The organism is Stenotrophomonas maltophilia, from assembly GCF_039555535.1.
Lineage (GTDB): Bacteria > Pseudomonadota > Gammaproteobacteria > Xanthomonadales > Xanthomonadaceae > Stenotrophomonas > Stenotrophomonas maltophilia_Q.
Genome location: NZ_CP154630.1, coordinates 1,215,347 through 1,238,424 on the forward strand (window position 1 = coordinate 1,215,347; position 23,078 = coordinate 1,238,424).

Below are 23,078 nucleotides of genomic sequence, written 5' to 3' on the forward strand. Positions count from 1 at the left end.
CGTGGCGGCAGGCAGGAGACGGGTGCTGTAGAGCCGAGCCGATGCTCGGCTTGCCCGAAACGCAATGAGGCGCACGGCAAAGGCCGCAGGGCGCCTCAGCTGGCGTGCGGTGCGGGCGGTGCGTGGCCGGGGTTCAACCGCAGTGCGGGATCGTGCAGCTGCCAGCGCAGGGCGTCGGAGCGCCACAGCGGGATGTGTGCGACAAGCGCGGCGCGCGGTGACGCCAGGCCGGTGCAGGGTGTACTGCCCTCGCCATCGAGCGGTGGCTCGGGGGCAGGGGCGGCGTGTTGCGGGCATTCGTCGGCCGGCGCTTCCGGCAGCGGCAGGGCCTGCAGCAGATCATCCGCGTGGGCCTGCCAGCCGTGTGCGGCCGGATCGCTGCCGCGCCCCTCGTGCAACGCCGACCAGCCCAGCAGCAGCGTCAGCAGCACGGCCACAAGCAGCGGCCACCCGTGGCGGGCGAGCTGGCACAGCGTGGCGGTGGGCGCGGGCGAAGCCATGGCGCAGGGGCGGAGTCGTTACGAAGATGTTACGTAGAATAACATCAACGATAATGATTCGCATGTACGGAATGTGGCCAGCCGCCGGGGTGTCCCCGAAACGCCTTGGGAAGGCCCTCAAGGCGCTTCCGTAGATCCGCCCCATGGGTGGTGCCCTGGGGCGGGCGCGCGGCCTCAATCGCGGTCGTCGCGGGTCCAGACCGCGTCGTGCTCCCGCTTCACCGGGAACTTGGGCACCGGGGTATAGGCCGGGGCGCACAGGGCGCGGCCATCGCGCACGTCGAAGCGCGCACCGTGCAGCACGCACTCCACACTGCCTTCGGTGGTGTCGAACTCACCCGAGGACAGCTCGAACTCTTCATGCGTGCACTGGTCTTCCAGTGCGTACAGCTCGCCGTCGAGGTTGAACACCACGATCGGGGTGCCGGTCACTTCGTCGAACACGCTCTTCATTTCACCCGGCAGCAGCTCGTTGCCGGCACAGACAAAGGTCCAGGCCTCGCTCACGCGGCGGCTCCGGCCAGCGGCTTTTCCAGGATCTCGAAGCGCAGGTCGTCGCGCTTGGGAATGCCGAAGCGTTCGTCGCCATACGGGAACGGCTTCTTGATGCCGGTGCGGCTGTAGCCGCGGCGCTCGTAGAAGGCAATCAGTTCGTCGCGCACGTCGATGACGGTCATCTGCATCACCGGCACGTTCCATTCGCGCGCGGCGTGCGCTTCGGCGGCATCCATCAGCTGCTTGCCGACGCCACCGCCCTGCTGGGCCGGGTCGACCGAGAACATGCCGAAGTAGCCCTTGCCGTCGACATCGGCGACGTGGGCGCAGGCCACCAGTTGGCCCTCGCGTTCGGCCAGCAGGATGGTGGAGCGCGGGCGGTCGAGGTCGCCCTGGATGCCTTCGGCGTCGATGCGGGCGCCATCCAGCAGGTCGGCTTCGGTGGTCCAGCCGACGCGGCTGGCGTCGCCACGGTAGGCCGAGGTGACCAGGGTGATCAGGGCGGGGATGTCGGCCGACGTCGCGGCGCGGAAGGTCAGGGTGCTCATGGGCACATTCTAGGTGGGGTGGGGGCGGGCGCAAATGGGGGCGCGGCGTGGGGTCAGATCCCTTTCGCCGGGCGAAAGGGCTCTGACCCCGGCGTCTACCGACCGAGCGGCAGGTCATGGACCGACTGGTACGGGCACGGAATCAGCAGATGCTCGGGGTCAGATCCCTTTGCGCAGCGATGGGTTCTGACCCCTATTCCCAGGAGACACCTATGCCAAGGCCACCACGCATCGATGCGCCCGGTTACCCGCAACATGTCGTTCAACGTGGCAACAATCGCCAGCCCGTGTTCTTCACCGATGGCGACCGCGTGGCCTACCTGCGCCTGCTGTGTCATCACGCAGGCCAGCAGCACTGCCGGGTCCACGCGTATGTGCTGATGGACAATCACGTTCATCTCCTGGCGACGCCTGATGTCTCCGGCGGGCTGTCGCGGATGATGCAGGCCGTAAGCCGGACCTACGTGCGGCGGGTGAATGATCGGCAGGGCCGCACGGGAACCCTGTGGGAGGGGCGTTTCCATTCCACGTTGGTGGATACGGATCGCTATCTGCTGGCTTGCCAGCGCTACATCGAGCTCAACCCTGTCCGTGCGGGGAGGGTGGCGCGTCCAGGGGACTATCGCTGGTCGAGCTATCGGGCGAATGCGCAGGGCAGGCCGAATGCGCTGCTCGAGCCGCATTCGGCATTCGAGCTGATTGCCCTGGATCTGGATGAACGGCGCAGGCGCTATGCGGAGTTCATCGAGGAGGGTATTCCTGCCGCGGATGTGGCGGCGATCCGGCGAGCATTGCAGTCGCAGCGACGACTGGCCGGTTCGCTAGCGGGGTCAGAGCCCTTTCGCGATGCGAAAGGGATCTGACCCCGGTGTGCCGGGTCACCCCAACAGCTTGCGCACCTTGGTCAGTGCGGTCATGAAGCGCTCGATCTCGGCGTGGGTGTTGTAGAACGCCAGCGAGGCGCGGCAGGTGGCTGCGACGCCGAAGTACTGCAGCAGCGGGTGCGCGCAGTGCTGGCCCGAGCGCACGGCCACGCCTTCCAGATCAAGCAGCGTGGCCAGGTCATGGGCATGCGCGCCGTCGATCAGGAACGAGACCACGGCGGCCTTTTCCGGCGCTTCGCCGATGATGCGCAGGCCATCGACGCGGCGCAGCTCTTCGGTGAAGTGCGCCAGCAGTTCGGCTTCGCGCGCTTCCACGTTGTCCTGGCCGAGCTGCTGAAGGTAGTCGGCGGCCACGCCCAGGCCAATGAAGCCGGCGATGTTCGGGGTGCCGGCTTCGAACTTGTGCGGGGCATCGTTGAACACGGTGCCGTCGAAGCTGACTTCCTTGATCATCTCGCCGCCACCGAGGAATGGCGGCATCGCGTCCAGGTGCTCGCGGCGTGCCCACAGCGCACCGGTGCCGGTCGGGCCACACATCTTGTGGCCGGTGATGGCGTAGAAGTCGCAGCCGATCGCGGCGACGTCGACCTTGCGGTGCGGCACCGCCTGCGAGCCGTCGACCACGGTGATGATGCCGCGCTTGCGCGCCTCACGGCAGATCTCGCGTACCGGGTTGACCGTGCCCAGCACGTTGGACACATGGGTGACCGCCAGCAGCTTGACCTCGGGGGTCATCGCCGCACGCAGCGCATCCAGGTCCAGCGCGCCATCGGGGGTGATCTCGGCCACGCGGATGGTGGCGCCGGTACGCTGTGCGACCAGCTGCCATGGCACGATGTTGGCGTGGTGCTCCATGCGCGAGACCAGGATCACGTCGCCGGCCTTCAGCCGCGGCAGCGCCCACGAATACGCCACAAGATTGATGGCGAAGGTGGTGCCGCTGCACAGCACCAGGTCGCTGGCACGCACGTTGAGGAAGCGCGCCAGCTTGTTGCGCGCGCCTTCGTAGGCGTCGGTGGCTTCGCTGCCCAGTGCATGCACCGCGCGGCTGACGTTGGCGTTGTAGCGGCGGTAGAACTCGTCCACCGCGCCGATCACCTGCACCGGCTTCTGGCCGGTGTTGGCATTGTCGAAATAGACCAGCGGCTTGCCGTGCACTTCGCGCATCAGCAGCGGGAAGTCGAGGCGGACGCGGTCCCAGTCGGGCGCGCCGTTGGGGGTTTCGATCGGGCGCGGGGTGGACAGGTTCATGCCACACCCGCCTCGGCCAGGGCCTTGTCCAGGCGGCGTGCCAGCTGTTCGCGCAGGGCTTCCGGCAGGATCTTCAGCGGTTCGTGGCAGAACGCGGCACTGAGCAGTGCCTGCGCCTGTGCCTGCGGCAGGCCGCGCGAGCGCAGGTAGAACAGCGCATTGGCATCGAGCTGGCCGACGGTCGCGCCGTGCGCGGCCTTCACTTCATCGGCGTCGATCACCAGCGTCGGCTGGGTATCGATCTCGGCGTCGGCCGACAGCAGCAGGTTCTTGTTGGACAGGTTCGCGTCGGTACCATCGGCGCCTTCGCGGATCTGGATGCCACCATGGAACACCACGCGGCTGCGGTTGGCGGCGACGCCGCGCCACAGCAGTTCGCAGCTGGTGTCGCGCGCGATGTGATCGATGCCCAGCCGGGTCTCGACGTGGCGGCGGCCATTGCCGAGCAGCACGCCGTTGGCGGTCAGCTGGGCGTTGTCGCCTTCCAGGCGTACGTTCAGTTCGTGGCGGCTGAGTGCGGCGCCCAGTTCCAGGTCGACGCGGTGGTACTGCGCGTCGCGGGCCAGCACCGCGTCGGTACGCAGGAAGCTGGTCTGGCGTGCGCTGCCGGTCTGCACGCGGGCGTGCTTGAGCACGGCATCGCGGGCGACATGGGCGTGCAGCACGGTGTTGTCCAGGTGGGCCGAATCGCCGACGCTGAAGCGGTGCTCGACCACGCCCAGGCTGGCGCCGGCACGCAGTTCGATCAGGTGGCTGTGGTGCCAGGCCAGATCGGTCTCGCCGGCGACGCTGGCGAATACCAGCTGCAGCGGCGCTTCGACCTGCACGCCTTCGTCCACGCGCAGCACCACGCCTTCATCGGCCAGTGCGGCGTTGAGGCGGGCGAAGATCTCCTCGCTGCGCTCGTAACGGCGGCCAAGGAAACGCACGGCGTCTTCGCCGGATGCCAGTGCGGCCGACAGCGGCTGCGCCTGCACGCCGGCCGGCAGGGCCTGCGCATCGCTCAGCGCGGCATCCAGGCGGCCATTGACGAACACCAGGCGCGGTGCCGGGATGTCCTCCAGCAGTGCGGCATCCAGTGCCGGCGGGGCCAGCGGTGCAGCTGCGAACGCACGGCGCTCCAGCTGGCGCAGCGAGGTGTACTTCCAGGCTTCGTTGCGTGCGGCCGGCAGGCCGTCGCGCAGGGCCGCGTCGAGCACTTCGCGGCGCGCATCGCTGCCACAGAAGGCCTGGGCCATGGAGTCGAGCAGGGCGCTCATCAGACCGCCGCCTCGCGCACCACGCGATCCTTCAGGAAATCGTAGCCGTGCGCTTCCAGTTCCAGGGCCAGTTCCGGACCGCCGGTCTTGACGATGCGGCCATCGGCCAGCACGTGCACCACGTCCGGCTTGATGTAGTCGAGCAGGCGCTGGTAGTGGGTGATGACCAGGAACGAACGGTCGGCCGCACGCAGTGCGTTGACGCCGTCGGCCACGCTCTTCAGCGCGTCGATGTCCAGGCCCGAATCGGTTTCGTCGAGGATCGCCAGCTTCGGCTCCAGCACGGCCAGCTGGAAGATCTCGTTGCGCTTCTTCTCGCCACCGGAGAAGCCTTCGTTGACGCCACGGTGCAGCAGTTCGTCCTTCAGGTGCAGCACGGCCAGCTTCTGCCGCACCAGCTTCAGGAACTGCATGGAATCGAGTTCTTCTTCACCACGCGCCTTGCGCTGTGCATTCAGTGCGGCGCGCAGGAAGTAGGTGTTGTTCACGCCCGGGATTTCCACCGGGTACTGGAAGGCCAGGAACAGGCCGGCGGCGGCGCGGGCTTCCGGGTCCTGGTCCAACAGGTCGGCGCCCTCGAACTGGACGCTGCCTTCGGTCACTTCATAGCCGTCACGGCCGGCCAGGACATTGCCCAGGGTGGACTTGCCGGCGCCGTTGGGGCCCATGATGGCGTGCACCTGGCCGGGCTTCACGTCCAGCGACAGGCCCTTGAGGATTTCCTTGTCGCCGATGCGGGCGTGGAGGTTTTCGATCTTCAGCATGGTATGAATCCAGTAGAGCCACGCCACGCGTGGCTGAAATATTCAGACGAAGGTGGTTGGCGTGTTAACCGACCGACCCTTCCAGCGAGACTTCCAGCAGCTTCTTGGCTTCCACCGCGAACTCCATCGGTAGTTCGCGGAACACCTGCTTGCAGAAGCCGTCGACGATCATCGACACCGCGTCTTCCTGGCTGATGCCACGGGCGCGGCAGTAGAACAGCTGGTCGTCGGAAATCTTCGAAGTGGTGGCCTCGTGCTCGACGGTGGCGCCCGGGTTCTTCACCTCGATGTAGGGGAAGGTATGGGCACCGCACTGCTTGCCGATCAGCAGCGAATCGCACTGGGTGTAGTTGCGTGCGCCATCGGCGTTGCGGTCGACCTTCACCAGGCCGCGGTAGGTGTTCTGGCCGCGGCCGGCACTGATGCCCTTGCTGACGATCTTGCTCTTGGTGCGCTTGCCGACGTGGATCATCTTGGTGCCGGTGTCGGCCTGCTGGCGGTGGTGGGTCAGCGCCACGGAATGGAATTCACCGACCGAATCGTCGCCCAGCAGCACGCAGGACGGGTACTTCCAGGTGATCGCCGAACCGGTCTCGACCTGGGTCCAGGTGACCTTGCTGCGCGCGCCACGGCATTCGGCACGCTTGGTGACGAAGTTGTAGATGCCGCCGACGCCGTTCTCGTCGCCCGGGTACCAGTTCTGCACGGTGGAATACTTGATCTCCGCGTCTTCCAGCGCGACCAGCTCGACCACCGCGGCGTGCAGCTGGTTCTCGTCGCGCATCGGCGCGGTGCAGCCTTCCAGATAGGAAACGTAGGCCTTGTCCTCGCACACGATCAGGGTGCGCTCGAACTGGCCGGTGTGGCCGGCGTTGATGCGGAAGTAGGTGCTCAGTTCCATCGGGCAGCGAACGCCCTTGGGGATGAACACGAAGCTGCCATCGGAGAACACCGCCGAGTTCAGCGCGGCGAAGTAGTTGTCGCCCACCGGCACCACGGTGCCCAGGTACTGGCGCACCAGCTCCGGGTGTTCCTTGATGGCCTCGGACATCGAGCAGAAGATGATGCCCTTCTCGGCCAGTTCCTTGCGGAACGTGGTGCCGACGGACACCGAGTCGAACACCGCATCCACCGCCACGCCGGCCAGCTTGGCACGCTCGTGCAGCGGCACGCCCAGCTTGTCGTAGGTGTCGAGCAGTTCCTTGGGCACGTCATCCAGCGAGGCGTACTTCGGGCCCTTCGGCGCGGAGTAGTAGCTCAGCGCCTGCAGGTCGATCGGGGCGATCTCCAGCTTGGCCCAGTCCGGCATCGGCATGGTCAGGAAGTGGCGGTAGGCGTCCAGGCGCCACTGCGTCATCCACTCCGGCTCTTCCTTCTTGGCCGACAGGGCACGGATGGTGTCCTCGTCCAGGCCCGGCGGCAGGGAGTCCGATTCGATCTCGGTGATGAAGCCGGCCGAATACTTGCGGCCGAGCTGCTCGTGGATCTCGCGGTTGGGGGTGTCGTCGTGGGCGACGTTTTCGATGGTTTCGGTGGCCATGGGGGGCTGCCTACGGATCAGGAGACGACGTCGACAGCGATGGTGCGGCGCTGTTCGTCATCGGCAAGGGGGAGAGGGGGCAGGATCTGCGCCAGGGTGACATCGCGCAGGGCCTCGGAGACCACGTCGTTGATCAGCCGCCAGCTGCTGCGCGCGCCGCACTTGGGCGCCATGCCGCACTGGTGGTGGTCGTGGCTGCATTCGGTCAGGGCCAGCGGCCCTTCCATCGCTTCGACCACTTCGAACAGCGAGATCTCGATGGCCGGGCGGGTCAGGCGGTAGCCGCCTCGGACACCGCGCAGGCCTTCGACCAGGCCGGCCTGGGCCAGTGGCTTGAGCACCTTGCTGACGGTGGGCGGCTCCAGGCCGGTGAATTCGGCCAGCTCGGTGGCACTGAGCACCTCGCCCGGACGGGCGGCAAGCACGGTCAGTACCACGGTGGCGTAATCGGTGAGCTTGGTGACACGCAACATGGGAATGCGAGCGGTTCTTAAAGCGGACTGAAATTGTACGCTTTTATTCGCCGGCATCCAACCCGGACATTCAGCCGGCGCTGGGACGGACCGGGACGACACACCGGGGCCATTGCCGGGGCGCCATGCTGCGCCAACGGGGTGATTTTCGCAATCACCCGGAATGGGCGAGAATCAACGTTCCTTTCGCTGCAGACCTCCCTTGCCGATGCCCAAGAAGATCCAAGCCCGCAAGTCCGCCATCCATGGCAACGGCGTGTTCGCCGTGGCCCCGATCAAGCAGGGCGAGCGCGTGATCCAGTACAAGGGCCTGTTGCGCAGCCACGGCGACGTTGATGCCGATGACAGCGGCGACGTCGAAAGTGGCCATACCTTCCTGTTCACCCTCAACGACGACTGGGTGATCGATGCCAACTACAAGGGCAATGACGCGCGCTGGATCAACCACAGCTGCGACCCGAACTGCGAGGCAGTGATCGAGGAAGACGAGGACGGTGACAGCCGAGGTGACAAGGTGTTCATCGAGGCGCTGCGTGACATCAAGGCCGGTGAGGAACTGACCTACAACTACGGCATCACCCTGGCCGAGCGCCACACCGCCAAGCTGAAGAAGATCTGGGAGTGCCGCTGCGGCTCACCCAAGTGCACTGGCACCATGCTGCAGCCCAAGCGCTGACCGGTACCGGGTAGTGCCGGCCGCTGGCCGGCAAGGCGCAATCCGGGTGCCGGCCAGCGGCCGGCGCCACCCGGAGGCTCTCCACCTGCCGTGCACGGCAGGGTCACCGCCGTGCAAGGGCCGTTCTTCCATTCTGTCGGCACCCCCAACCGGAGTGCACCCATGGCAGAACGATTGAAGGGCAAGCAGATTGCCATCCTTGCCACCCACGGCTTTGAACAGTCCGAACTGACCGAACCCAAGCGTCTGCTGGAAGCCGAAGGCGCGCGCGTCAGCGTCGTGTCGCCTGCAAAGGAGGCGACGATCAAGGGCTGGAAAGAGAAGAACTGGGGCGACGCCGTCGCGGTGGATATTCCGCTGGATGAGGCCGATCCGGCCAGCTTCGATGCGCTGGTGCTGCCGGGAGGGGTCATCAATCCGGACACGCTGCGTACCGACGAGGCTGTACTCGGCTTCGTCCGCGCAGTAGACGAGGCCGGCAAGCCTGTGGCGGCGATCTGCCATGGCCCGTGGCTGCTGATCAACAGTGGCCTCGCCGATGGCCGCGAGCTGACGTCCTGGCCTTCCCTGCAGCAGGATCTGACCAATGCGGGGGCGAACTGGCGCGGTGCCGAGGTCGTGGTCGACGGCAACGTGATCACCAGCCGCAAGCCGGATGACATCCCGGCCTTCAGTGAGGCGGTGGTCAAGGCACTTGCCGCCTGATGCGCTAGCGGTAGTGCCGGCCGCTGGCCGGCACCACCTTACTTGCCCAGCACGCCTGCCGGCACCAGGTTGCCCAGGTTCTGGTTGAAGGTGACCACCAGCTTGCCGTTCTTCACCTGTGCCGACTGCACCTGCAGCGCGCCAAGCACGCCGGCCACGGCCGGATCCAGCTTGTAGATCGGCTCCCGCTGGGCGTAGTCGCTCAGCCAGGCGTTGAGCAGGCCGCGGGTACGGGAGTCGAGACGACCACCCTGGTTGGCCGGGGTGAAGTCATCCACGCTGGGCTGCTGCAGGTGGAAGCCCTGGGTCTGTGCGTCGTAGCGCAGGCCGCTGCTGAGCTTCACCGTACCCAGCTTGGCCGGATTGCCACCGGCAGTGGCCAGTGCAACGTCCATGCCGAGGTTCAAACGCTCGCCGGCCGGGAGGCTCAGCTGAGGGTGGCTCATGGTCAGGGCGATCAGTCCGCCCAGGGCGTCCTGGGTGCGCGGGAAGCTGCCATCGAGGTATTGCTGCACATCGCTGGCGCCCACCGACAGTTCGCGGCCGGAAATGGAAGGGGCGGCCTGGGCACCGATCGCGGCTGCGATCAGTACGGTGGAGGCGGCGAGGCGGGTCATCAGGGAACGCAGGCGCATGGCGGTGGCCGCTGGACAGGGAATGGATGGAGGAAAGAGTAGCCGGGTCGGCTGAATCGTGCGTGCATGCCGCTGCAACGGTTCAGTCCAGCGTTGGCCGCAGTTGCGCCGACTGGATCTGCCAGGCGCGACCGTCCGGGCTGGGCTGCACGCGATACCAGCCGCGGAAGCGGAAGGTGCCTTGTGCGGTGGTCGCGCGGAGCCGCACCGGCACCTCCAGCAACCGGGATGGCTGCCGGCCATCGCGTGCCAGCGGGGTGCCACTGTCCAGGCGCAGCGTGCGCAGGTCCTGCAGTTGGCGTATGGCAGCGTCATCTGCGCGGTGCGGATCGACCGGTGGAATCGCCCATGCCGCGTCGCTGGCGCTGCGGTTGCGGTTGAGCAGCGCGATCACGTAGCGGTTGAGCATCACCGATGGTGGTTCGGCGTCGGCAGCGACCGCGGCGAACAGCGGATCGATCGTTGCTCGCTGCAGCGGTGCTGCGTCGGTGTCTGCAACGGCCTGTGCATCGGCGCTCGCTGGCGCCGGCACTGGCGCAACCTCCGGTTGTGCAGTGGGTCTGGAACAGCCCAGCAGCACCAGTGGCGCGATCAGGAAAAGCGTCCTGCGCATGCCTCCTCCCCGAGGCGATGTGGGTTGACAGTGTATCGGCTGCGCGGGAATCAGCGGGAGGAGGGCAACTGTTCCAGTGCATCCAGCGCCGGCAGCACCTGCCCGGCGATGGCGGCCAACGCATGTCCATCGGTTTCGGCGTGGCGCTGCACGATGTCGCGCAGCAGCTGGGTGGCAATCACCAGGGTCGCGCGTTCATCGCCGCTGAGCCCTGCCGTCCGCGGTGCCGCTTCCAGCAGGCGCATCAGGTCGCGGCTGGCGCGATGTTCCAGTTCGATGGTGCAACGCCCGGTGCACTGCACCCCGTCCTTTTCGATGGGGGTCACCGAGATCCGGTAGCGGGTGGAGGGGCTGGCCATGAGGAGATGCTCGCCGTAGCTGTGGAGGATGTGCCAACCATAGGCAAGGCCACGGTCGGCGGCGACGGCCGGCGCTGCACGCAGTGTTCCACCCGGTACGTTCCGGCACCGCCGCAGGCGGGGCCCAGCCAATGGCGACGGGCCTGTACGGGCATTCCCTGGGATGCGGCAACGCTGTGTTGCGGGCCGTGGTTGGGACAAAAAAAACGGGACGGCCAGAGCCGTCCCGTCGGAATCCGCGTTGGGGCGCGCGCTTACAGCGCGGCGTCCTTCAGCTTCTTCAGCGGACGCACCTTCAGCTTGGTGGTGGCCGGCTTGGCGGCGAACCACTGTTCTTCCTTGGTGAACGGGTTGATGCCCTTGCGCTTCGGCTTGGCCGGCACATTGACGGTGGTGATCTTCAGCAGGCCCGGCAGGGTGAAGGAGCCAGCGCCCTTCTTGTGCACCGAGGATGCGACGGCGCTTTCCAGCGAGGCCAGCACAGCGCGGACGTCCTTGGCGATGACGCCGGAGGCTTCAGCGATGTGTGCAACCAGGCCGGACTTGGTCAGCACTTCCTTGATCGGCTTCGGAGCGGCCGGCTTGGCGGCTGCCTTCGTCGCGACTTTCTTCACTGCCTTCTTCGGGGCAGCCTTCTTAGCGGTCTTTGCCATGGTTTCCTGTTCCGTGAACGGTTGGTTGTTTGGTCGGCGCCGAACCCCGTCGGCAAGCGCAATGTAGGGCAACTCTCGGGCGCCGCCAATAGCCCGAAGCGCGGAAAGTGCATGTTTTTTCATATCCAGGCCGATTCAGTACATGGCCGGCGATGGGGGCGGGGGTGTCGGGACGCGGCTGGCCGCCAGCGCCCGGTCATTGGAGGAATGCGCGAAACCACTGAAAACAAGGGGGAAATGCGTTTCCGGCTGGCGAGGAAGTGTCCATCTGCCCGGCGCCGGAGCGACGTGGCGCGTGCGGCGGAGCGACGCAGGGCTAACGCGCCACGTGCGAGGGTGATCGTTCATCACCGTCACGCAGGAGCAGCACATGGGAATCTCGCGACACGCCACCGCGCACTGGGAAGGCGACCTGAAGTCGGGCAAGGGGCAGTTGAGCACGCCGCAGAGTGGCCTGCTGGACAAGACCCGCTACGGCTTCAACAGCCGCTTCGGCGACGAGAAGGGCACCAATCCGGAAGAACTGATCGCTGCCGCGCATGCTGGCTGCTTCACCATGGCGCTGTCGGCCAAGCTCGGCGAAGCCGGTTTCACCCCGACCTCGCTGGACACCGAAGCCAAGGTCGATCTGTCGCTGGAAGGCGGCCCGCAGCTGTCTCAGATCCGCCTGAAGGTAAAGGCCGTAGTGCCGGGTATCGACGCGGCCAAGTTCCGCGCCATTGCCGATGACGCCAAGCAGAACTGCCCGGTGTCCAAGGCGCTGAGTGCGGTGCCGATCAGCCTGGAAGCCGAGCTGGGCTGAGCGCCGGATGCTCTTGTAGAGCCGAGCCCACGCTCGGCTTCTGCAGCTGCCGTGATCTGGCCGAAGAGCAGTCGAGCGTGGGCTCGGCTGTACAGTGCCCCTTTACCAATCGAGGGTGCCGGCAATCACCGTCTGCACCTGACCGCCCGACCAGACCTCGCCGTCCTCATCGACCAACAGGGTCAGGCGCGCATCGTGGCCGACTTCGCGGCCCTGACTGACTTCGAACGGCGCACGGCCCCGCGGCAGTGCCTCGCGCAGGTCCAGCCACGCGGCCAACACGGCGTTGGCGGCACCCGAGGCGGCGTCTTCGAAGCGGCGACCGTTGCCGACGAAGGCGCGTACCGCAAGATCGAACCCCTCGCTGCCATCGCTGAAGGCATAGGCGAACACGCCCATGCTGTCGGTGGATTCAGCCACTGCCGCCACCGCATCCCAGTCCGGCTGCAGGGCGCGCAATGCGGCTTCATCGGCCACCTGCACCACCCACCAGCTGCGGCCACCCTGCATGCGTGCCGGCGGCAGTGTGCCCAGTGGCCAGCCCTTCAATGCGGCCTGCAGGCGTGGATCGGTGGCTTCGGCGGTTTCGGCCAGCTGCGCGCGCGGGGTGCGGATGGCGATGCGCTGCTGCGCACCTTCACCACTGACGCGCAGCGGCAGCGCACCAGCAATGCCCTCCTGCACCAGCACGCCCTCGACCGGTGTAGCAAGGCCCGCCTGCAGCACCGCATGCGCGGTGCCGACGCTGGGGTGGCCGGCGAACGGGACTTCCTTCTGCGGGCTGAACATGCGCAGCCGGTAGCTGGCACCAGGTGCCTGCGGCGCGAACACGAAGGTGGTTTCCGGTAGGCGCGTCCAGCGTGCGATGGCCTGCATGCTGGCGTCATCCAGGCCCTCGGCATCGAGTACCACGGCCAGTGGGTTACCGGCGCCGGCGCGCGGGGAGAACACATCCAGCTGCAGGAAACGGCGGGTGGTCATAGGGGGCAGATTCCGTAAACGAGAGGGGATACGGTAGCGCCGGGCCATGCCCGGCGTCCGTGTACTGCGTTCGCCGGGCGTGGACCGGCGCTACCAATGGATGCTGCCGTCGATCACGCACTGCACCTGGCCGCCGATCCACACCGTGCCCTGCGCGTCGACCTGCACCTGCACGCGGCCATCGCGGCCCACTTCGCGGCCCTGGCTGGCCACGTAGCGGCCCTCGCGGCCGGGCAGGGCATCGCGCTGCCGCAGCCAGACGCCGATCAGCGCATTGGCGCTGCCGGTCACCGGGTCCTCGGGCACGCTGGGCGCATCAGCAGGACAGAACGCGCGGACCACGCGGCTGTGGTCGGTGCCGGCTTCGTCGGCGAATACCGCCACGCCAGTGGCATCGGTGGCGAGACTCCAGGCGGCCACCGATGCCATGTCCGGCTCCAGGTCGCGCACGGCGGCGCCATCGCGCAGCGGCAGCAGCCACCAGCGTGCGCCGTTGTCCCACAGCTCCGGTGCATGGCCGTCGGCAGCCAGCGCAAGCAGCGTTGCGGGTGCCGCGTCGGCGGCGGTTGCCAGCTGCCGGGCCGGTGGGCTGGCCAGCTGGATCTCCAGCGCCTCGGCCGGCCCACTCACCTTTACCGGCAACAGCCCGGCCGCGCATTGCTGCAGCAGGGCACCGTCACGTGGAGTCGCCAGGCCACAGGTCACCGCCACCCAGGCCGCACCGACGCTGGGATGGCCGGCGAACGCCAGTTCCCGGGTCGGGGTGAAGATGCGGATGTGGTAGTCGGCGCCGGGCGCGCTGGGGCGCAGGAAGAACACCGTCTCGGACAGGTTCAGCCAGGCGGCCAGGGCCTGCATCTGGCTGCTGGAGAGCCCGTCGGCGTCCAGGATGGCGCCCAGTGGGTTGCCGGTGCCGGGGCGGGGGGCGAAGACATCGAGCTGCAGGTAACGAAGGACGGCCATCTACGGGGATATTGCGCTTAGAATCAAAGGTTCCGCCCCCGAGGGCGGCTTCCCCACATTCTACATAGCCAATCCATGTCAGCTTCCCCCCTTGTCGATCGTTGGATCGTACTGAAGTTCGGCGGCACCTCGGTGTCGCGTCGTCATCGCTGGGACACGATCGGGAAGCTGGCGAAAAAACGTGCGGAAGAGACCGGCTCGCGCGTGCTGGTAGTGGTGTCGGCGCTGTCCGGGGTCACCAACGAACTGACCGCGATCGCCGATGGCGCGCCGGACAGCCGTGATCGCGTGGCCGCGCTGGTAGAGCGCCACGAGGGCTTCCTGGTTGAACTGGGCCTGGGCCGCGAGGTGCTGGCCGAACGTCTGGCGGCGCTGCAGGGCCTGTTGGACGACGCGCGCGCGGCCACCCGTCCGCTGGACTGGCAGGCCGAAGTGCTGGGCCAGGGCGAGCTGCTGTCCTCCACACTGGGTGCGGCCTACCTGCGCGCGTCAGGTCTGGACATGGGCTGGATGGATGCCCGCCAGTGGCTGGATGCGATGCCGCCGCAGCCGAACCAGAGCGACTGGTCGCAGCGCCTGTCGGTGAACTGCCAGTGGCGCGCCGACGCAGAGTGGATGCAGCGCTTCCGCGCGCAGCCGACCCGCCTGCTGATCACCCAGGGCTTCATCTCGCGTCACGCCGATGGCGGCACCGCCATCCTCGGTCGCGGCGGTTCGGATACCTCGGCGGCGTACTTCGGTGCATTGCTGGGTGCCAGCCGCGTGGAGATCTGGACCGACGTGCCGGGCATGTTCAGCGCCAACCCGAAGGATGTGCCGGACGCGCGCCTGCTGACCCGCCTGGACTATTACGAGGCACAGGAAATTGCCACGACCGGCGCCAAGGTGCTGCACCCGCGCTCGATCAAGCCGTGCCGTGATGCCGGCGTGCCGATGGCCATTCTCGATACCGAGCGCCCGGAACTGCCGGGTACCAGCATCGATGGCAGTGCCGCGCCGGTCCCGGGGGTGAAGGCGATCAGCCGCCGCAACGGCATCGTGCTGGTGTCGATGGAAGGCATCGGCATGTGGCAGCAGGTCGGCTTCCTGGCCGATGTGTTCAACCTGTTCAAGAAGCACGGCCTGTCGGTGGACCTGATCGGTTCGGCCGAAACCAACGTCACCGTGTCGCTGGACCCGTCCGAGAACCTGGTCAACACCGATGTGCTGGCCGCGCTGTCGGCGGACCTGTCGCAGATCTGCAAGGTGAAGGTGATCGTGCCGTGCGCGGCCATCACCCTGGTCGGCCGTGGCATGCGCTCGCTGCTGCACAAGCTGTCGGACGTGTGGGCCACGTTTGGCCGCGAGCGCGTGCACATGATCTCGCAGTCGTCCAACGACCTGAACCTGACCTTCGTCATCGACGAGGCCGATGCTGACGGCCTGCTGCCGATCCTGCACGCCGAGCTGATTGACAGCGGTGCGATGCCGGTGGAAGAGACCGAGGTGTTCGGCCCGCGCTGGCGCGAGATCGCCGGCACCGTGCGCCCGCGTGGCACGCCCTGGTGGCGTGGCCAGCGCGCGCACCTGCTGCAGCTGGCCGATGCCGGTACGCCGCGCTACGTCTACCACCTGCCGACCGTGCGCGCCCGTGCCCGCGCGCTGGCCGCGATCAAGCCGATCGACCAGCGCTACTACGCGATCAAGGCCAACAGCCACCCGGCCATCCTGCAGCTGCTGGAAGCCGAGGGCTTCGGCCTGGAGTGCGTCTCGCACGGCGAACTGAAGCACGTGTTCCAGCACCTGCCGGAACTGTCGCCCAAGCGCGTGTTGTTCACTCCCAGCTTCTGCCCGCGCAGCGAATACGAAGCGGCGTTCGCGCTCGGGGTGACCGTGACCGTCGACAACGTCGAAGCACTGCAGCGCTGGCCGGACCTGTTCCGCAACCGCGAGCTGTGGCTGCGTGTCGACCTGGGCCGTGGCGAAGGCCACCATGCCAAGGTCCGTACCGGCGGCAAGGACTCCAAGTTCGGCCTGCCGATCGCCCGCGTCGACGAATTCGTGCGCACGGCCACCGACCTGGGCAGCCGCGTGGTCGGCCTGCACGCGCACCTGGGCAGCGGCGTGGAGACTGCGCAGCACTGGCGCCTGATGTGCGATGAGCTGGCCGGTTTCGCCCGCCGCATCGGCAGCGTGCAGACCATCGACATCGGCGGCGGCCTGCCGATTCCGTATTCCGCCGAGGACGAGCCGTTCGACCTGGATGCGTGGGCCGAGGGTCTGGCCGAGGTCAAAGCGCTGCATCCGGCGTTCCGCCTGGCGATCGAGCCGGGCCGTTACCTGGTCGCCGAATCCGGCGTGCTGCTGACCCACGCCACTCAGGTTGTGGAAAAGGACGGCGTGCGCCGCGTCGGCCTGGATGCCGGCATGAACACCCTGATGCGCCCGGCGCTGTATGACGCCTGGCACGACATCGAGAACCTCAGCCGCCAGGGCGGCTATGCCGAGGCGGCATTCGATGTGGTCGGCCCGATCTGCGAATCCAGCGATGTGTTCGGCAAGCGCCGCAAGCTGCCGGTGTCCACCGCACCGGATGATGTGATGCTGATCGCTGATGCCGGTGCCTACGGCTATGTGATGTCCAACACCTACAACCAGCGGGCGATGCCGCGCGAAGACGTGATCGAGTGATCGCCACCCGCGCCCTGCACCCGCCCACCGACACGCCCCGTGCTGCTGCGCGGGCCCGTGCCTGACCGGATACACCATGACTGCTTTCGATAAACACCAGGTTTCCCGCTTCCGCTTCGTCCGCTGCGAATTCGCTGCGGAAACCGGCGTGGCCAAGCTGGTCTACGCCTTCGATGACGGCCCGGAGATGGTGGAAACCATCACCGTGCCGGGCGCCCCGTTCGTACTGGACCAGGCGCGCGCCGCCGCCGTGCAGCGTGCGCTGCAGCTGCTGCACCTGATTGCCGGTGTCAGTTACTACAAGGCCGGCGTGCCGGAGACGGTCAGCATCGACAGCTATTCAATCGATGCCGATACCGCGGCGTTGGTGGAGACGGTCTACCTCAACGGCCTGGGCGAGTTCGCCTACCGCAACGGCCTGAACCTGCGTGGGCGTTTCCGCCTGCCGGTGCAGGGCGAAGCGGTGCAGGCCCCGGTGCTGGGCCTGCAGGCGCATGCGCTGGTGGCCATCGGTGGCGGCAAGGATTCGCTGGTCAGCATCGAAGCGCTGCGCCGTGCCGGCGTGGACGAAACGGTGACCTGGATTGGCGGTTCGCAGCTGATCCGCGCCTGCGCAGAGCGCACCGGCCTGCCGACGCTGAACCTGGGCCGCGCGCTGGCGCCGGAACTGTTCGAGCTCAACCGCCAGGGCGCGTGGAACGGGCATATTCCGGTCACCGCGGTGAACTCGGCGATCATGGTGCTGGCCGCGCTTCTGCAAGGCGTGGACCAGGTGGTGTTCTCCAACGAGCGCTCGGCCAGCTACGGCAGCCAGATTCCGGGCACCGGCGAAGTGAACCACCAGTGGTCCAAGGGCTGGGCCTTCGAGCAGGCGTTCGGCAGCCATGTGCAGAAGCACGTGGCGGCGGACCTGCAGTACTACTCGCTGCTGCGCCCGATGTCCGAGCTGGCGGTGGCCCGCCAGTTCGCCAAGACCGATTTCTACGACGCGCATTTCTCCAGCTGCAACCGCAACTTCCACATCCTCGGCGAGCGCCCGGTGAACCGCTGGTGCGGCGTCTGCCCGAAGTGCCACTTCGTGTTCCTGGCGTTGGCCCCGTTCATGCCGAAGACGCGCCTGGTGCGCATCTTTGGCCGCAACCTGCTGGATGATGCCGAACAGGCCGGTGGCTTCGATGCACTGCTGGAGTTCCAGGACCACAAGCCGTTCGAGTGCGTCGGCGAAGGCCGCGAATCGCGTGCGGCGATGGCGACCCTGGCGCAGCGCCCGGAATGGAAGGAAGACGTGCTGGTGAAGCGCTTCTGCAATGAGATCCAGCCGCAGCTGGATGCCGCCGAACTGGAACTGGCACCGCTGCTGCTGTTGCAGGGCGAGCACCGCATTCCGACCGCGTTGTGGGAACAGGTGCGTGAAGATTTCGCAGCTTGAAGGAAAGCGCGTCGCGCTGTGGGGCTGGGGGCGTGAGGGCCGTGCGGCATTTTCGGTGCTGCGTGCGCGCCTGCCCGCGCTGGCCCTGAGCCTGTTCTGCCCGGCCGCTGAGGCCGAGGCGGCGCGTGCGGAAACGCAGGAATTGCTGGACGTGCGCGGTGAACCCACTGCCGAAGCGCTGGCCGCGTTCGATGTGGTGATCAAATCGCCTGGTATCAGCCCCTACCAGCCGATCGCACTGGCGGCGGCGGAGCAGGGCACCACGTTCATCGGTGGCACCGCGCTGTGGTTCGCCGAACACGCCGCCGACGATGGCATCGTGCACGACACCGTGTGCGTGACCGGCACCAAGGGCAAGAGCACCACCACCGCGCTGGTCGCGCACCTGCTGCGTGCCGCCGGCCACCGCACCGGCCTGGTCGGCAACATCGGCCTGCCGCTGCTGGAAGTGCTGGATCCGCAGCCGGCGCCGGAATACTGGGCGGTGGAACTGTCCAGCTACCAGACCGGGGAAGTGGCGCGCAGTGGCGCCCACCCGCAGGTGGCGGTGGTGCTGAACCTGTTCCCGGAACACCTGGACTGGCACGGCAGCGAACAGCGTTACATCCAAGACAAGCTGCGGCTGGTGACCGAAGCTGCGCCGCGCATCGCCGTGCTCAATGCCGCCGATCCGCACCTGGCCGCGCTGTCGTTGCCCGACAGTGAAGTGGTCTGGTTCAACCAGCCGCAGGGCTGGCACATGCGCGGTGACGTCGTGCATCGCGGTGAACAGCCCGTATTCGATACCTGCAACACGCCGCTGCCGGGCCGCCACAACCGCGGCAACCTGTGCGCGGTGCTGGCCGCGCTGGAAGCGGTGGGCCTGGACGCGGTGGCGCTCGCTCCGGCGGTGCAGGATTTCCGTCCGTTGCCGAACCGCCTGCAGCGCATCGGCGTGGCCGAGGGCCTGACCTACGTCAACGATTCGATCAGCACCACGCCGCATGCCAGCCTGGCCGCGCTGGAGTGCTTTGCCGGCCAGCGCATCGCGCTGCTGGTGGGCGGGCACGATCGTGGGCTGGACTGGACCGATTTCATGCAGCACATGGCGCACGACGTGCCGCCGGTGGAGATCGTGACCATGGGCAGCAACGGCCCGCGCATCCACGCGATGCTGCAACCGTTGGCCGATGCCGGCCGCTTCGGCCTGCACGCGGCGGGCGATCTGCCCGAGGCGATGGCGCTGGCTCGCAGCGCGCTGGGGGCGCAGGGCGGGGTGGTGCTGCTGTCGCCGGGCGCGCCGAGTTTTGGTGCCTACCGCGACTACGTGGCGCGTGGCCGCCATTTCGCCGAGCTGGCCGGATTCGACCCGGACAGCATCAGCGCGATCCCGGGGTTGGGCATCGCTTGATCCGCCGGATCGGGCTCGGATCCCTTTCCTCAGGAAAGGGCTCTGACCCCGGCGAGTTACCATGGGGCGCATCCCCGGACGGACCCGGATAGCCGCATGTGCACGTTCATCACCTTGTTCCTTCCTGCGTCGATTGCGCAGGTCGATGCCGCCGCGATCATGCAGCGCAGTGGCCGGCGCCTGTTTGCGCAGGATTCGCCCAGCCTGCAGTCAGCGGTCGGGCCCGGTTGGCAGCCGTGGTTGAGTGCCGTGCACTGCGATTGCGGCACGTCGCTGGCCTCGGCGCAGGCGGTTCGTGAGTGGAACGGCGATGCCGAACGCTGGCGCAGGAAGGGCTGGAGCGAAGCGAAAATCGCGCGCGCGTTGGCGGCGCAGTTGGCGCGGCATGAACAGGATCAGCAGGCACGCCGCGATGAAGCCTTGGGGGATGCCGGCCAGTGGTTGCAGCGTATCGAAGCGCTGTTGCAGGCCGGTGCCGCGCGTATCGGCCTGCTGGTGCGTGACTACGACGGTGCGGTGGGTGCCCGGCAGCCGAAGCCGCCGGAACGCCACTGGCCGCGCGCGTCGCTGGAGGCAGCGGATCTGCTGGCCTTCGCGCCGGGGACGCTGCACTGGATCGAGCGCGGGTGAGGACGCCATCCACGCATGGCGTGGATCTACTGTAGAGCCGAGCCCATGCTCGGCTGGATTTCAGTCGTCCTGATCGAGGAACGCGTACCCGCCATCGATCAACTGTTGCAGGTACACATCGAAGCTCGGCGCGATCACCGCATAGCTGTCCGGATCATGCAGGTAGCGAACCACCTGGCCGACGGTGCCGCGCGGCGCCGGATCGAAATCCAGGTACAGCATCGAGGTGCCGCCATTGTTCATGCAGTGCGAGAAGCACAGGCGGCGGTTCATCGGCACGTCGGCGTCGATGCCGTCGCCGAGGATCTCCGGTTCGTCATCCAGCCACTCCTCGTAGATCGAGCGGATGCTGTCGTCCCACTGCTGCTGGTCCTCGAAGATCTGTGCCACCGAGCGCAGGTAGTAGGGATAGCCGCCGTCCTCGACGTCCGAACCCAGCATGAGCACGCAGACCTCGCCGCCGGGGTATTCGCGGAAGTGCGTGCCATCCACGCGCGAGAGCAGTTCCACCAGGCTGTCCGGCACCTGCGGCCACTGCACACGCAGGCGCTGCAGGTCCTCGGCGCTGGCGCCCCGTACGTGGGCCCACTGCGGGGCATCGTCGGCAGGCAGGCGCGGGATCAGGCCAGACAGAAAGCGATCAACAAGGTTCATGCGAAAAAAGGGGACGGAGGGGATCAAGTCGTATCCAACCACACCTGCGTCACGTCGCCAATGCAGAATGCGACGCGGGAGGGGCGAATACGGCTTGATCCCCTCCGTCCCCTTTTTCTTGCGGAGCAGGCGCATGAAACGTTGGCGATGCGGTGTGGCGGTGATCCTGGGCCTGGCGGCGCTGCCGGCGTGGGCGGCGATGAAGGCGCAGCCGGTGGAATGGAAGCACCAGGGAACGACCTTCAGTGGCGTGCTGGTCTATGACGACGGCGAGCATGACAAGCGCCCTGGCCTCGTGATGGTGCCGAACTGGAAGGGCGTGAACGAATCGGCCATCGAGAAGGCCAAGCAGCTGGCCGGTGACGACTACGTGGTGCTGGTGGCCGATGTCTACGGCAAGGGTGTGCGGCCGAAGACCGATGCCGAGGCCGGGCCGGTAGCGACCAAGCTGCGCAACGACCGGCCGTTGCTGCGTGCCCGCGCGCTGGAGGCGGTGAACGTGCTCAAGGCGCAGGCCGGCAAGGTGCCGCTGGATGCCAGCCGGATCGGCGCGGTCGGGTTCTGTTTCGGCGGCACCACGGTGCTGGAGCTCGCCCGGGCCGGCGCTCCGTTGGCCGGTGTGGTCAGCCTGCATGGTGGGCTGGGTTCGCCGCTGCCGGCGCAGGCCGGTGGCACGCACCCGTCGGTGCTGGTGCTCAATGGTGCCGACGACAAGAGCGTGACCGCCGAGGACATCGCCGGTTTCCAGAAGGAAATGGACGCGGCCAAGGTCGATTGGGAGTTCACCAATTACAGCGGTGCGGTGCACTGCTTCGCCGAGCGCGATGCGAACAGCCCGCCGGGCTGCCAGTACAACGAACGGGCGGCCAAGCGCGCCTGGAAGGCGCTGGATGAGTTCTTCGAGGAGCGTTTCCGGTAAACAAAGGCGTGCCAACCAAGGTTGGCACCCACCCACAGCGGCGGGAATGCCGGCCAGCGGCCGGCACTACCGGAGTTGGTCAATGCGAGCGCTGCACCGCGTAGCGTGCCAGGCCGCGCAGGGCGGCCACCGCATCGTTATCACCCAGGCCATCGAGCGCACGCTCGGCGGCGTCGGCGTATTCCTCGGCACGCGCGCGGCTGTACTCCAGGCCGCCGGTGGCGCGGATCGCGGCCAGCACTTCCGGCATCGCCGAGGCGTCGCCGTCCTGCACGATGGTGCGCAGGCGCTCACGGGTGGCATCGTCGGAGTGCGCCATCGCGTGGATCAGTGGCAGCGTCGCCTTGCCTTCGGCGAGATCATCGCCCAGGTTCTTGCCCAGCTCGTCAGCGTTGGCCGAGTAGTCCAGCACGTCATCGGCGATCTGGAACGCGTAGCCCAGGTGCATGCCGTAGTCGAACAGGGCCTGCTGGGTGGCTTCGTCCACACCGCTGGCCAGCGCGCCCAGGCGGGTGCCGGCGGCGAACAGCACCGCGGTCTTGCGCTCGATCACGCGCAGGTAAGCCGCTTCGTCGGTGTCCGGGTTGTGCACGTGCAGCAGCTGCAGCACCTCACCCTCGGCGATGCGGTTGGTGGCATCGGCCAGGATCTGCATCACCGACATGCGCTCCAGCTCGACCATCAGCTGGAAGCTGCGCGAGTACAGGAAGTCGCCGACCAGCACGCTCGGCGCGTTGCCCCATAGCGCGTTGGCGGTGCTGCGGCCACGCCGCAGGCTGGATTCGTCCACCACGTCGTCGTGCAGCAGGGTGGAGGTGTGGATGAATTCGATGATCGCGGCCAGCTGGTGGTGGTCCGCGCCGACATTGCCGACCGCACGGCCGGCCAGCATCACCAGCATCGGGCGCAGGCGCTTGCCGCCGGCGGAAATGATGTGATCGGCGATCTGGTTGATCAGCACGACGTCCGAAGACAGCCGGCGCCGGATCAGGGCATCGACGGCGGCCATGTCGGCCGCAGCAAGCGACTGGATCTGGGGCAGGCCCAGGGCGGGACGGGTGTCTTCGGTGATGGTCATGCGATCAGGCTTTCAGGCTCACCACTGATTATAGGCGCTGGCCGTGAATTCGGGCGCAAACCGGGCTGGCCGGCGTCCGCGGCCCCGCCAAGGCTGCCGCCTGCGTGAATACGTATGCAGGCCGCGCCATGCCCGGGAGGCCGCCGCTAAGCTTGCCGGAACAGGATTTCGGCCCGCTTCCGGCGGGCCCTGCATGCCCGGAGGGGG

25 protein-coding genes are annotated in these 23,078 nt (G+C 67.4%); 9 read left to right on the forward strand and 16 right to left on the reverse strand.

Annotated elements, in window-relative coordinates:
- Positions 1 to 95 precede the first annotated feature (95 nt).
- The 3 genes from AASM09_RS05645 to AASM09_RS05655 all read right to left on the reverse strand — a co-directional run bounded on the left by AASM09_RS05645 (position 96) and on the right by AASM09_RS05655 (position 1,543).
- Positions 96 to 500: a hypothetical protein gene (locus tag AASM09_RS05645; RefSeq protein WP_049429362.1), complete on the reverse strand. Its 405-nt coding sequence runs from the start codon at positions 498 to 500 to the stop codon at positions 96 to 98.
- Positions 501 to 674: 174 nt separating this feature from the next.
- A complete protein-coding gene (locus tag AASM09_RS05650; RefSeq protein ID WP_049429363.1) occupies positions 675 to 1,007 on the reverse strand; it encodes a non-heme iron oxygenase ferredoxin subunit in 333 nt (110 codons plus the stop codon).
- Positions 1,004 to 1,543 carry a GNAT family N-acetyltransferase gene (locus AASM09_RS05655; protein ID WP_049429364.1) on the reverse strand — a complete coding sequence of 180 codons (540 nt, stop codon included), beginning with the start codon at positions 1,541 to 1,543 and terminating at the stop codon, positions 1,004 to 1,006. Before AASM09_RS05655 ends, AASM09_RS05650 begins: the two co-directional genes overlap by 4 nt.
- A gap of 212 nt (positions 1,544 to 1,755) precedes the next feature.
- Here AASM09_RS05655 and AASM09_RS05660 point away from each other — a divergent pair, with 212 nt between their 5' ends.
- Entirely contained in the window at positions 1,756 to 2,406 is a 651-nt protein-coding gene (locus AASM09_RS05660) for a transposase (protein WP_049429365.1), read from the forward strand.
- A 15-nt stretch (positions 2,407 to 2,421) separates the two neighbouring features.
- On the opposite strand, the gene AASM09_RS05665 is transcribed toward AASM09_RS05660, so the two are convergent.
- The 5 genes from AASM09_RS05665 to AASM09_RS05685 all read right to left on the reverse strand — a co-directional run bounded on the left by AASM09_RS05665 (position 2,422) and on the right by AASM09_RS05685 (position 7,714).
- A complete protein-coding gene (locus AASM09_RS05665; RefSeq protein WP_100443777.1) occupies positions 2,422 to 3,678 on the reverse strand; it encodes a cysteine desulfurase in 1,257 nt (418 codons plus the stop codon).
- Positions 3,675 to 4,937 (reverse strand): Fe-S cluster assembly protein SufD, encoded by a 1,263-nt coding sequence (gene sufD, locus AASM09_RS05670; RefSeq protein ID WP_049429366.1) that lies wholly within the window; start codon positions 4,935 to 4,937, stop codon positions 3,675 to 3,677. The genes AASM09_RS05665 and sufD overlap by 4 nt, the downstream gene beginning before the upstream one ends.
- Positions 4,937 to 5,701, reverse strand: coding sequence for a Fe-S cluster assembly ATPase SufC (gene sufC, locus AASM09_RS05675; RefSeq protein ID WP_049429367.1), 765 nt, complete (start codon positions 5,699 to 5,701; stop codon positions 4,937 to 4,939). Before sufC ends, sufD begins: the two co-directional genes overlap by 1 nt.
- Before the next feature lie 64 nt (positions 5,702 to 5,765).
- Entirely contained in the window at positions 5,766 to 7,241 is a 1,476-nt protein-coding gene (gene sufB, locus AASM09_RS05680) for a Fe-S cluster assembly protein SufB (RefSeq protein WP_006423171.1), read from the reverse strand.
- A gap of 17 nt (positions 7,242 to 7,258) precedes the next feature.
- Positions 7,259 to 7,714, reverse strand: a complete 456-nt coding sequence (locus AASM09_RS05685) for an SUF system Fe-S cluster assembly regulator (protein WP_005408436.1) — start codon at positions 7,712 to 7,714, stop codon at positions 7,259 to 7,261.
- 208 nt (positions 7,715 to 7,922) lie between these two features.
- Between AASM09_RS05685 and AASM09_RS05690 the strand changes: the two genes are divergently transcribed.
- Together AASM09_RS05690 and AASM09_RS05695 are read left to right on the forward strand one after the other, a co-directional pair.
- Positions 7,923 to 8,390, forward strand: a complete 468-nt coding sequence (locus AASM09_RS05690) for an SET domain-containing protein (RefSeq protein WP_012479369.1) — start codon at positions 7,923 to 7,925, stop codon at positions 8,388 to 8,390.
- A 162-nt stretch (positions 8,391 to 8,552) separates the two neighbouring features.
- On the forward strand, positions 8,553 to 9,095 hold the full coding sequence (locus AASM09_RS05695) for a type 1 glutamine amidotransferase domain-containing protein (RefSeq protein WP_049430050.1): 543 nt from the start codon (positions 8,553 to 8,555) through the stop codon (positions 9,093 to 9,095).
- Positions 9,096 to 9,133: 38 nt separating this feature from the next.
- Here the strand turns inward: AASM09_RS05695 and AASM09_RS05700 are convergent, their stop codons facing one another.
- The 4 genes from AASM09_RS05700 to AASM09_RS05715 form a co-directional block, all read right to left on the reverse strand.
- Positions 9,134 to 9,730: a DUF1439 domain-containing protein gene (locus AASM09_RS05700; protein ID WP_005408439.1), complete on the reverse strand. Its 597-nt coding sequence runs from the start codon at positions 9,728 to 9,730 to the stop codon at positions 9,134 to 9,136.
- 82 nt (positions 9,731 to 9,812) lie between these two features.
- Entirely contained in the window at positions 9,813 to 10,343 is a 531-nt protein-coding gene (locus AASM09_RS05705; protein ID WP_049430049.1) for a hypothetical protein, read from the reverse strand.
- Between the two features lie 50 nt (positions 10,344 to 10,393).
- Entirely contained in the window at positions 10,394 to 10,702 is a 309-nt protein-coding gene (locus tag AASM09_RS05710; RefSeq protein WP_049430048.1) for a DUF3861 family protein, read from the reverse strand.
- 254 nt (positions 10,703 to 10,956) lie between these two features.
- Positions 10,957 to 11,355 carry an HU family DNA-binding protein gene (locus tag AASM09_RS05715; protein WP_010483539.1) on the reverse strand — a complete coding sequence of 133 codons (399 nt, stop codon included), beginning with the start codon at positions 11,353 to 11,355 and terminating at the stop codon, positions 10,957 to 10,959.
- A gap of 370 nt (positions 11,356 to 11,725) precedes the next feature.
- Here AASM09_RS05715 and AASM09_RS05720 point away from each other — a divergent pair, with 370 nt between their 5' ends.
- A complete protein-coding gene (locus AASM09_RS05720) occupies positions 11,726 to 12,157 on the forward strand; it encodes an OsmC family protein (protein ID WP_049430047.1) in 432 nt (143 codons plus the stop codon).
- Between the two features lie 102 nt (positions 12,158 to 12,259).
- On the opposite strand, the gene AASM09_RS05725 is transcribed toward AASM09_RS05720, so the two are convergent.
- Together AASM09_RS05725 and AASM09_RS05730 are read right to left on the reverse strand one after the other, a co-directional pair.
- Positions 12,260 to 13,138, reverse strand: a complete 879-nt coding sequence (locus AASM09_RS05725; protein ID WP_049430046.1) for a PhzF family phenazine biosynthesis protein — start codon at positions 13,136 to 13,138, stop codon at positions 12,260 to 12,262.
- Between the two features lie 90 nt (positions 13,139 to 13,228).
- Positions 13,229 to 14,101: a PhzF family phenazine biosynthesis protein gene (locus AASM09_RS05730; protein ID WP_049430045.1), complete on the reverse strand. Its 873-nt coding sequence runs from the start codon at positions 14,099 to 14,101 to the stop codon at positions 13,229 to 13,231.
- A 75-nt stretch (positions 14,102 to 14,176) separates the two neighbouring features.
- Here AASM09_RS05730 and AASM09_RS05735 point away from each other — a divergent pair, with 75 nt between their 5' ends.
- From AASM09_RS05735 to AASM09_RS05750, 4 genes are all read left to right on the forward strand, one after another.
- Positions 14,177 to 16,771 (forward strand): bifunctional aspartate kinase/diaminopimelate decarboxylase, encoded by a 2,595-nt coding sequence (locus tag AASM09_RS05735; RefSeq protein ID WP_049430044.1) that lies wholly within the window; start codon positions 14,177 to 14,179, stop codon positions 16,769 to 16,771.
- A 76-nt stretch (positions 16,772 to 16,847) separates the two neighbouring features.
- Positions 16,848 to 18,200 carry a UDP-N-acetyl-alpha-D-muramoyl-L-alanyl-L-glutamate epimerase gene (gene murL, locus AASM09_RS05740; RefSeq protein WP_049430043.1) on the forward strand — a complete coding sequence of 451 codons (1,353 nt, stop codon included), beginning with the start codon at positions 16,848 to 16,850 and terminating at the stop codon, positions 18,198 to 18,200.
- On the forward strand, positions 18,181 to 19,590 hold the full coding sequence (murD, locus tag AASM09_RS05745) for a UDP-N-acetylmuramoyl-L-alanine--D-glutamate ligase (protein WP_049430042.1): 1,410 nt from the start codon (positions 18,181 to 18,183) through the stop codon (positions 19,588 to 19,590). The genes murL and murD overlap by 20 nt, the downstream gene beginning before the upstream one ends.
- A 96-nt stretch (positions 19,591 to 19,686) precedes the next feature.
- The gene (locus tag AASM09_RS05750) at positions 19,687 to 20,220 is read left to right on the forward strand and encodes a hypothetical protein (RefSeq protein WP_049430041.1); all 534 of its coding nucleotides are present in this window, start codon (positions 19,687 to 19,689) and stop codon (positions 20,218 to 20,220) included.
- 60 nt (positions 20,221 to 20,280) lie between these two features.
- On the opposite strand, the gene AASM09_RS05755 is transcribed toward AASM09_RS05750, so the two are convergent.
- Entirely contained in the window at positions 20,281 to 20,874 is a 594-nt protein-coding gene (locus AASM09_RS05755) for an SMI1/KNR4 family protein (protein WP_049430040.1), read from the reverse strand.
- A 133-nt stretch (positions 20,875 to 21,007) separates the two neighbouring features.
- Between AASM09_RS05755 and AASM09_RS05760 the strand changes: the two genes are divergently transcribed.
- Positions 21,008 to 21,793, forward strand: coding sequence for a dienelactone hydrolase family protein (locus tag AASM09_RS05760; RefSeq protein ID WP_049430039.1), 786 nt, complete (start codon positions 21,008 to 21,010; stop codon positions 21,791 to 21,793).
- A 79-nt stretch (positions 21,794 to 21,872) separates the two neighbouring features.
- Here the strand turns inward: AASM09_RS05760 and AASM09_RS05765 are convergent, their stop codons facing one another.
- The gene (locus tag AASM09_RS05765) at positions 21,873 to 22,871 is read right to left on the reverse strand and encodes a polyprenyl synthetase family protein (protein WP_049430038.1); all 999 of its coding nucleotides are present in this window, start codon (positions 22,869 to 22,871) and stop codon (positions 21,873 to 21,875) included.
- Positions 22,872 to 23,078 lie beyond the last annotated feature (207 nt).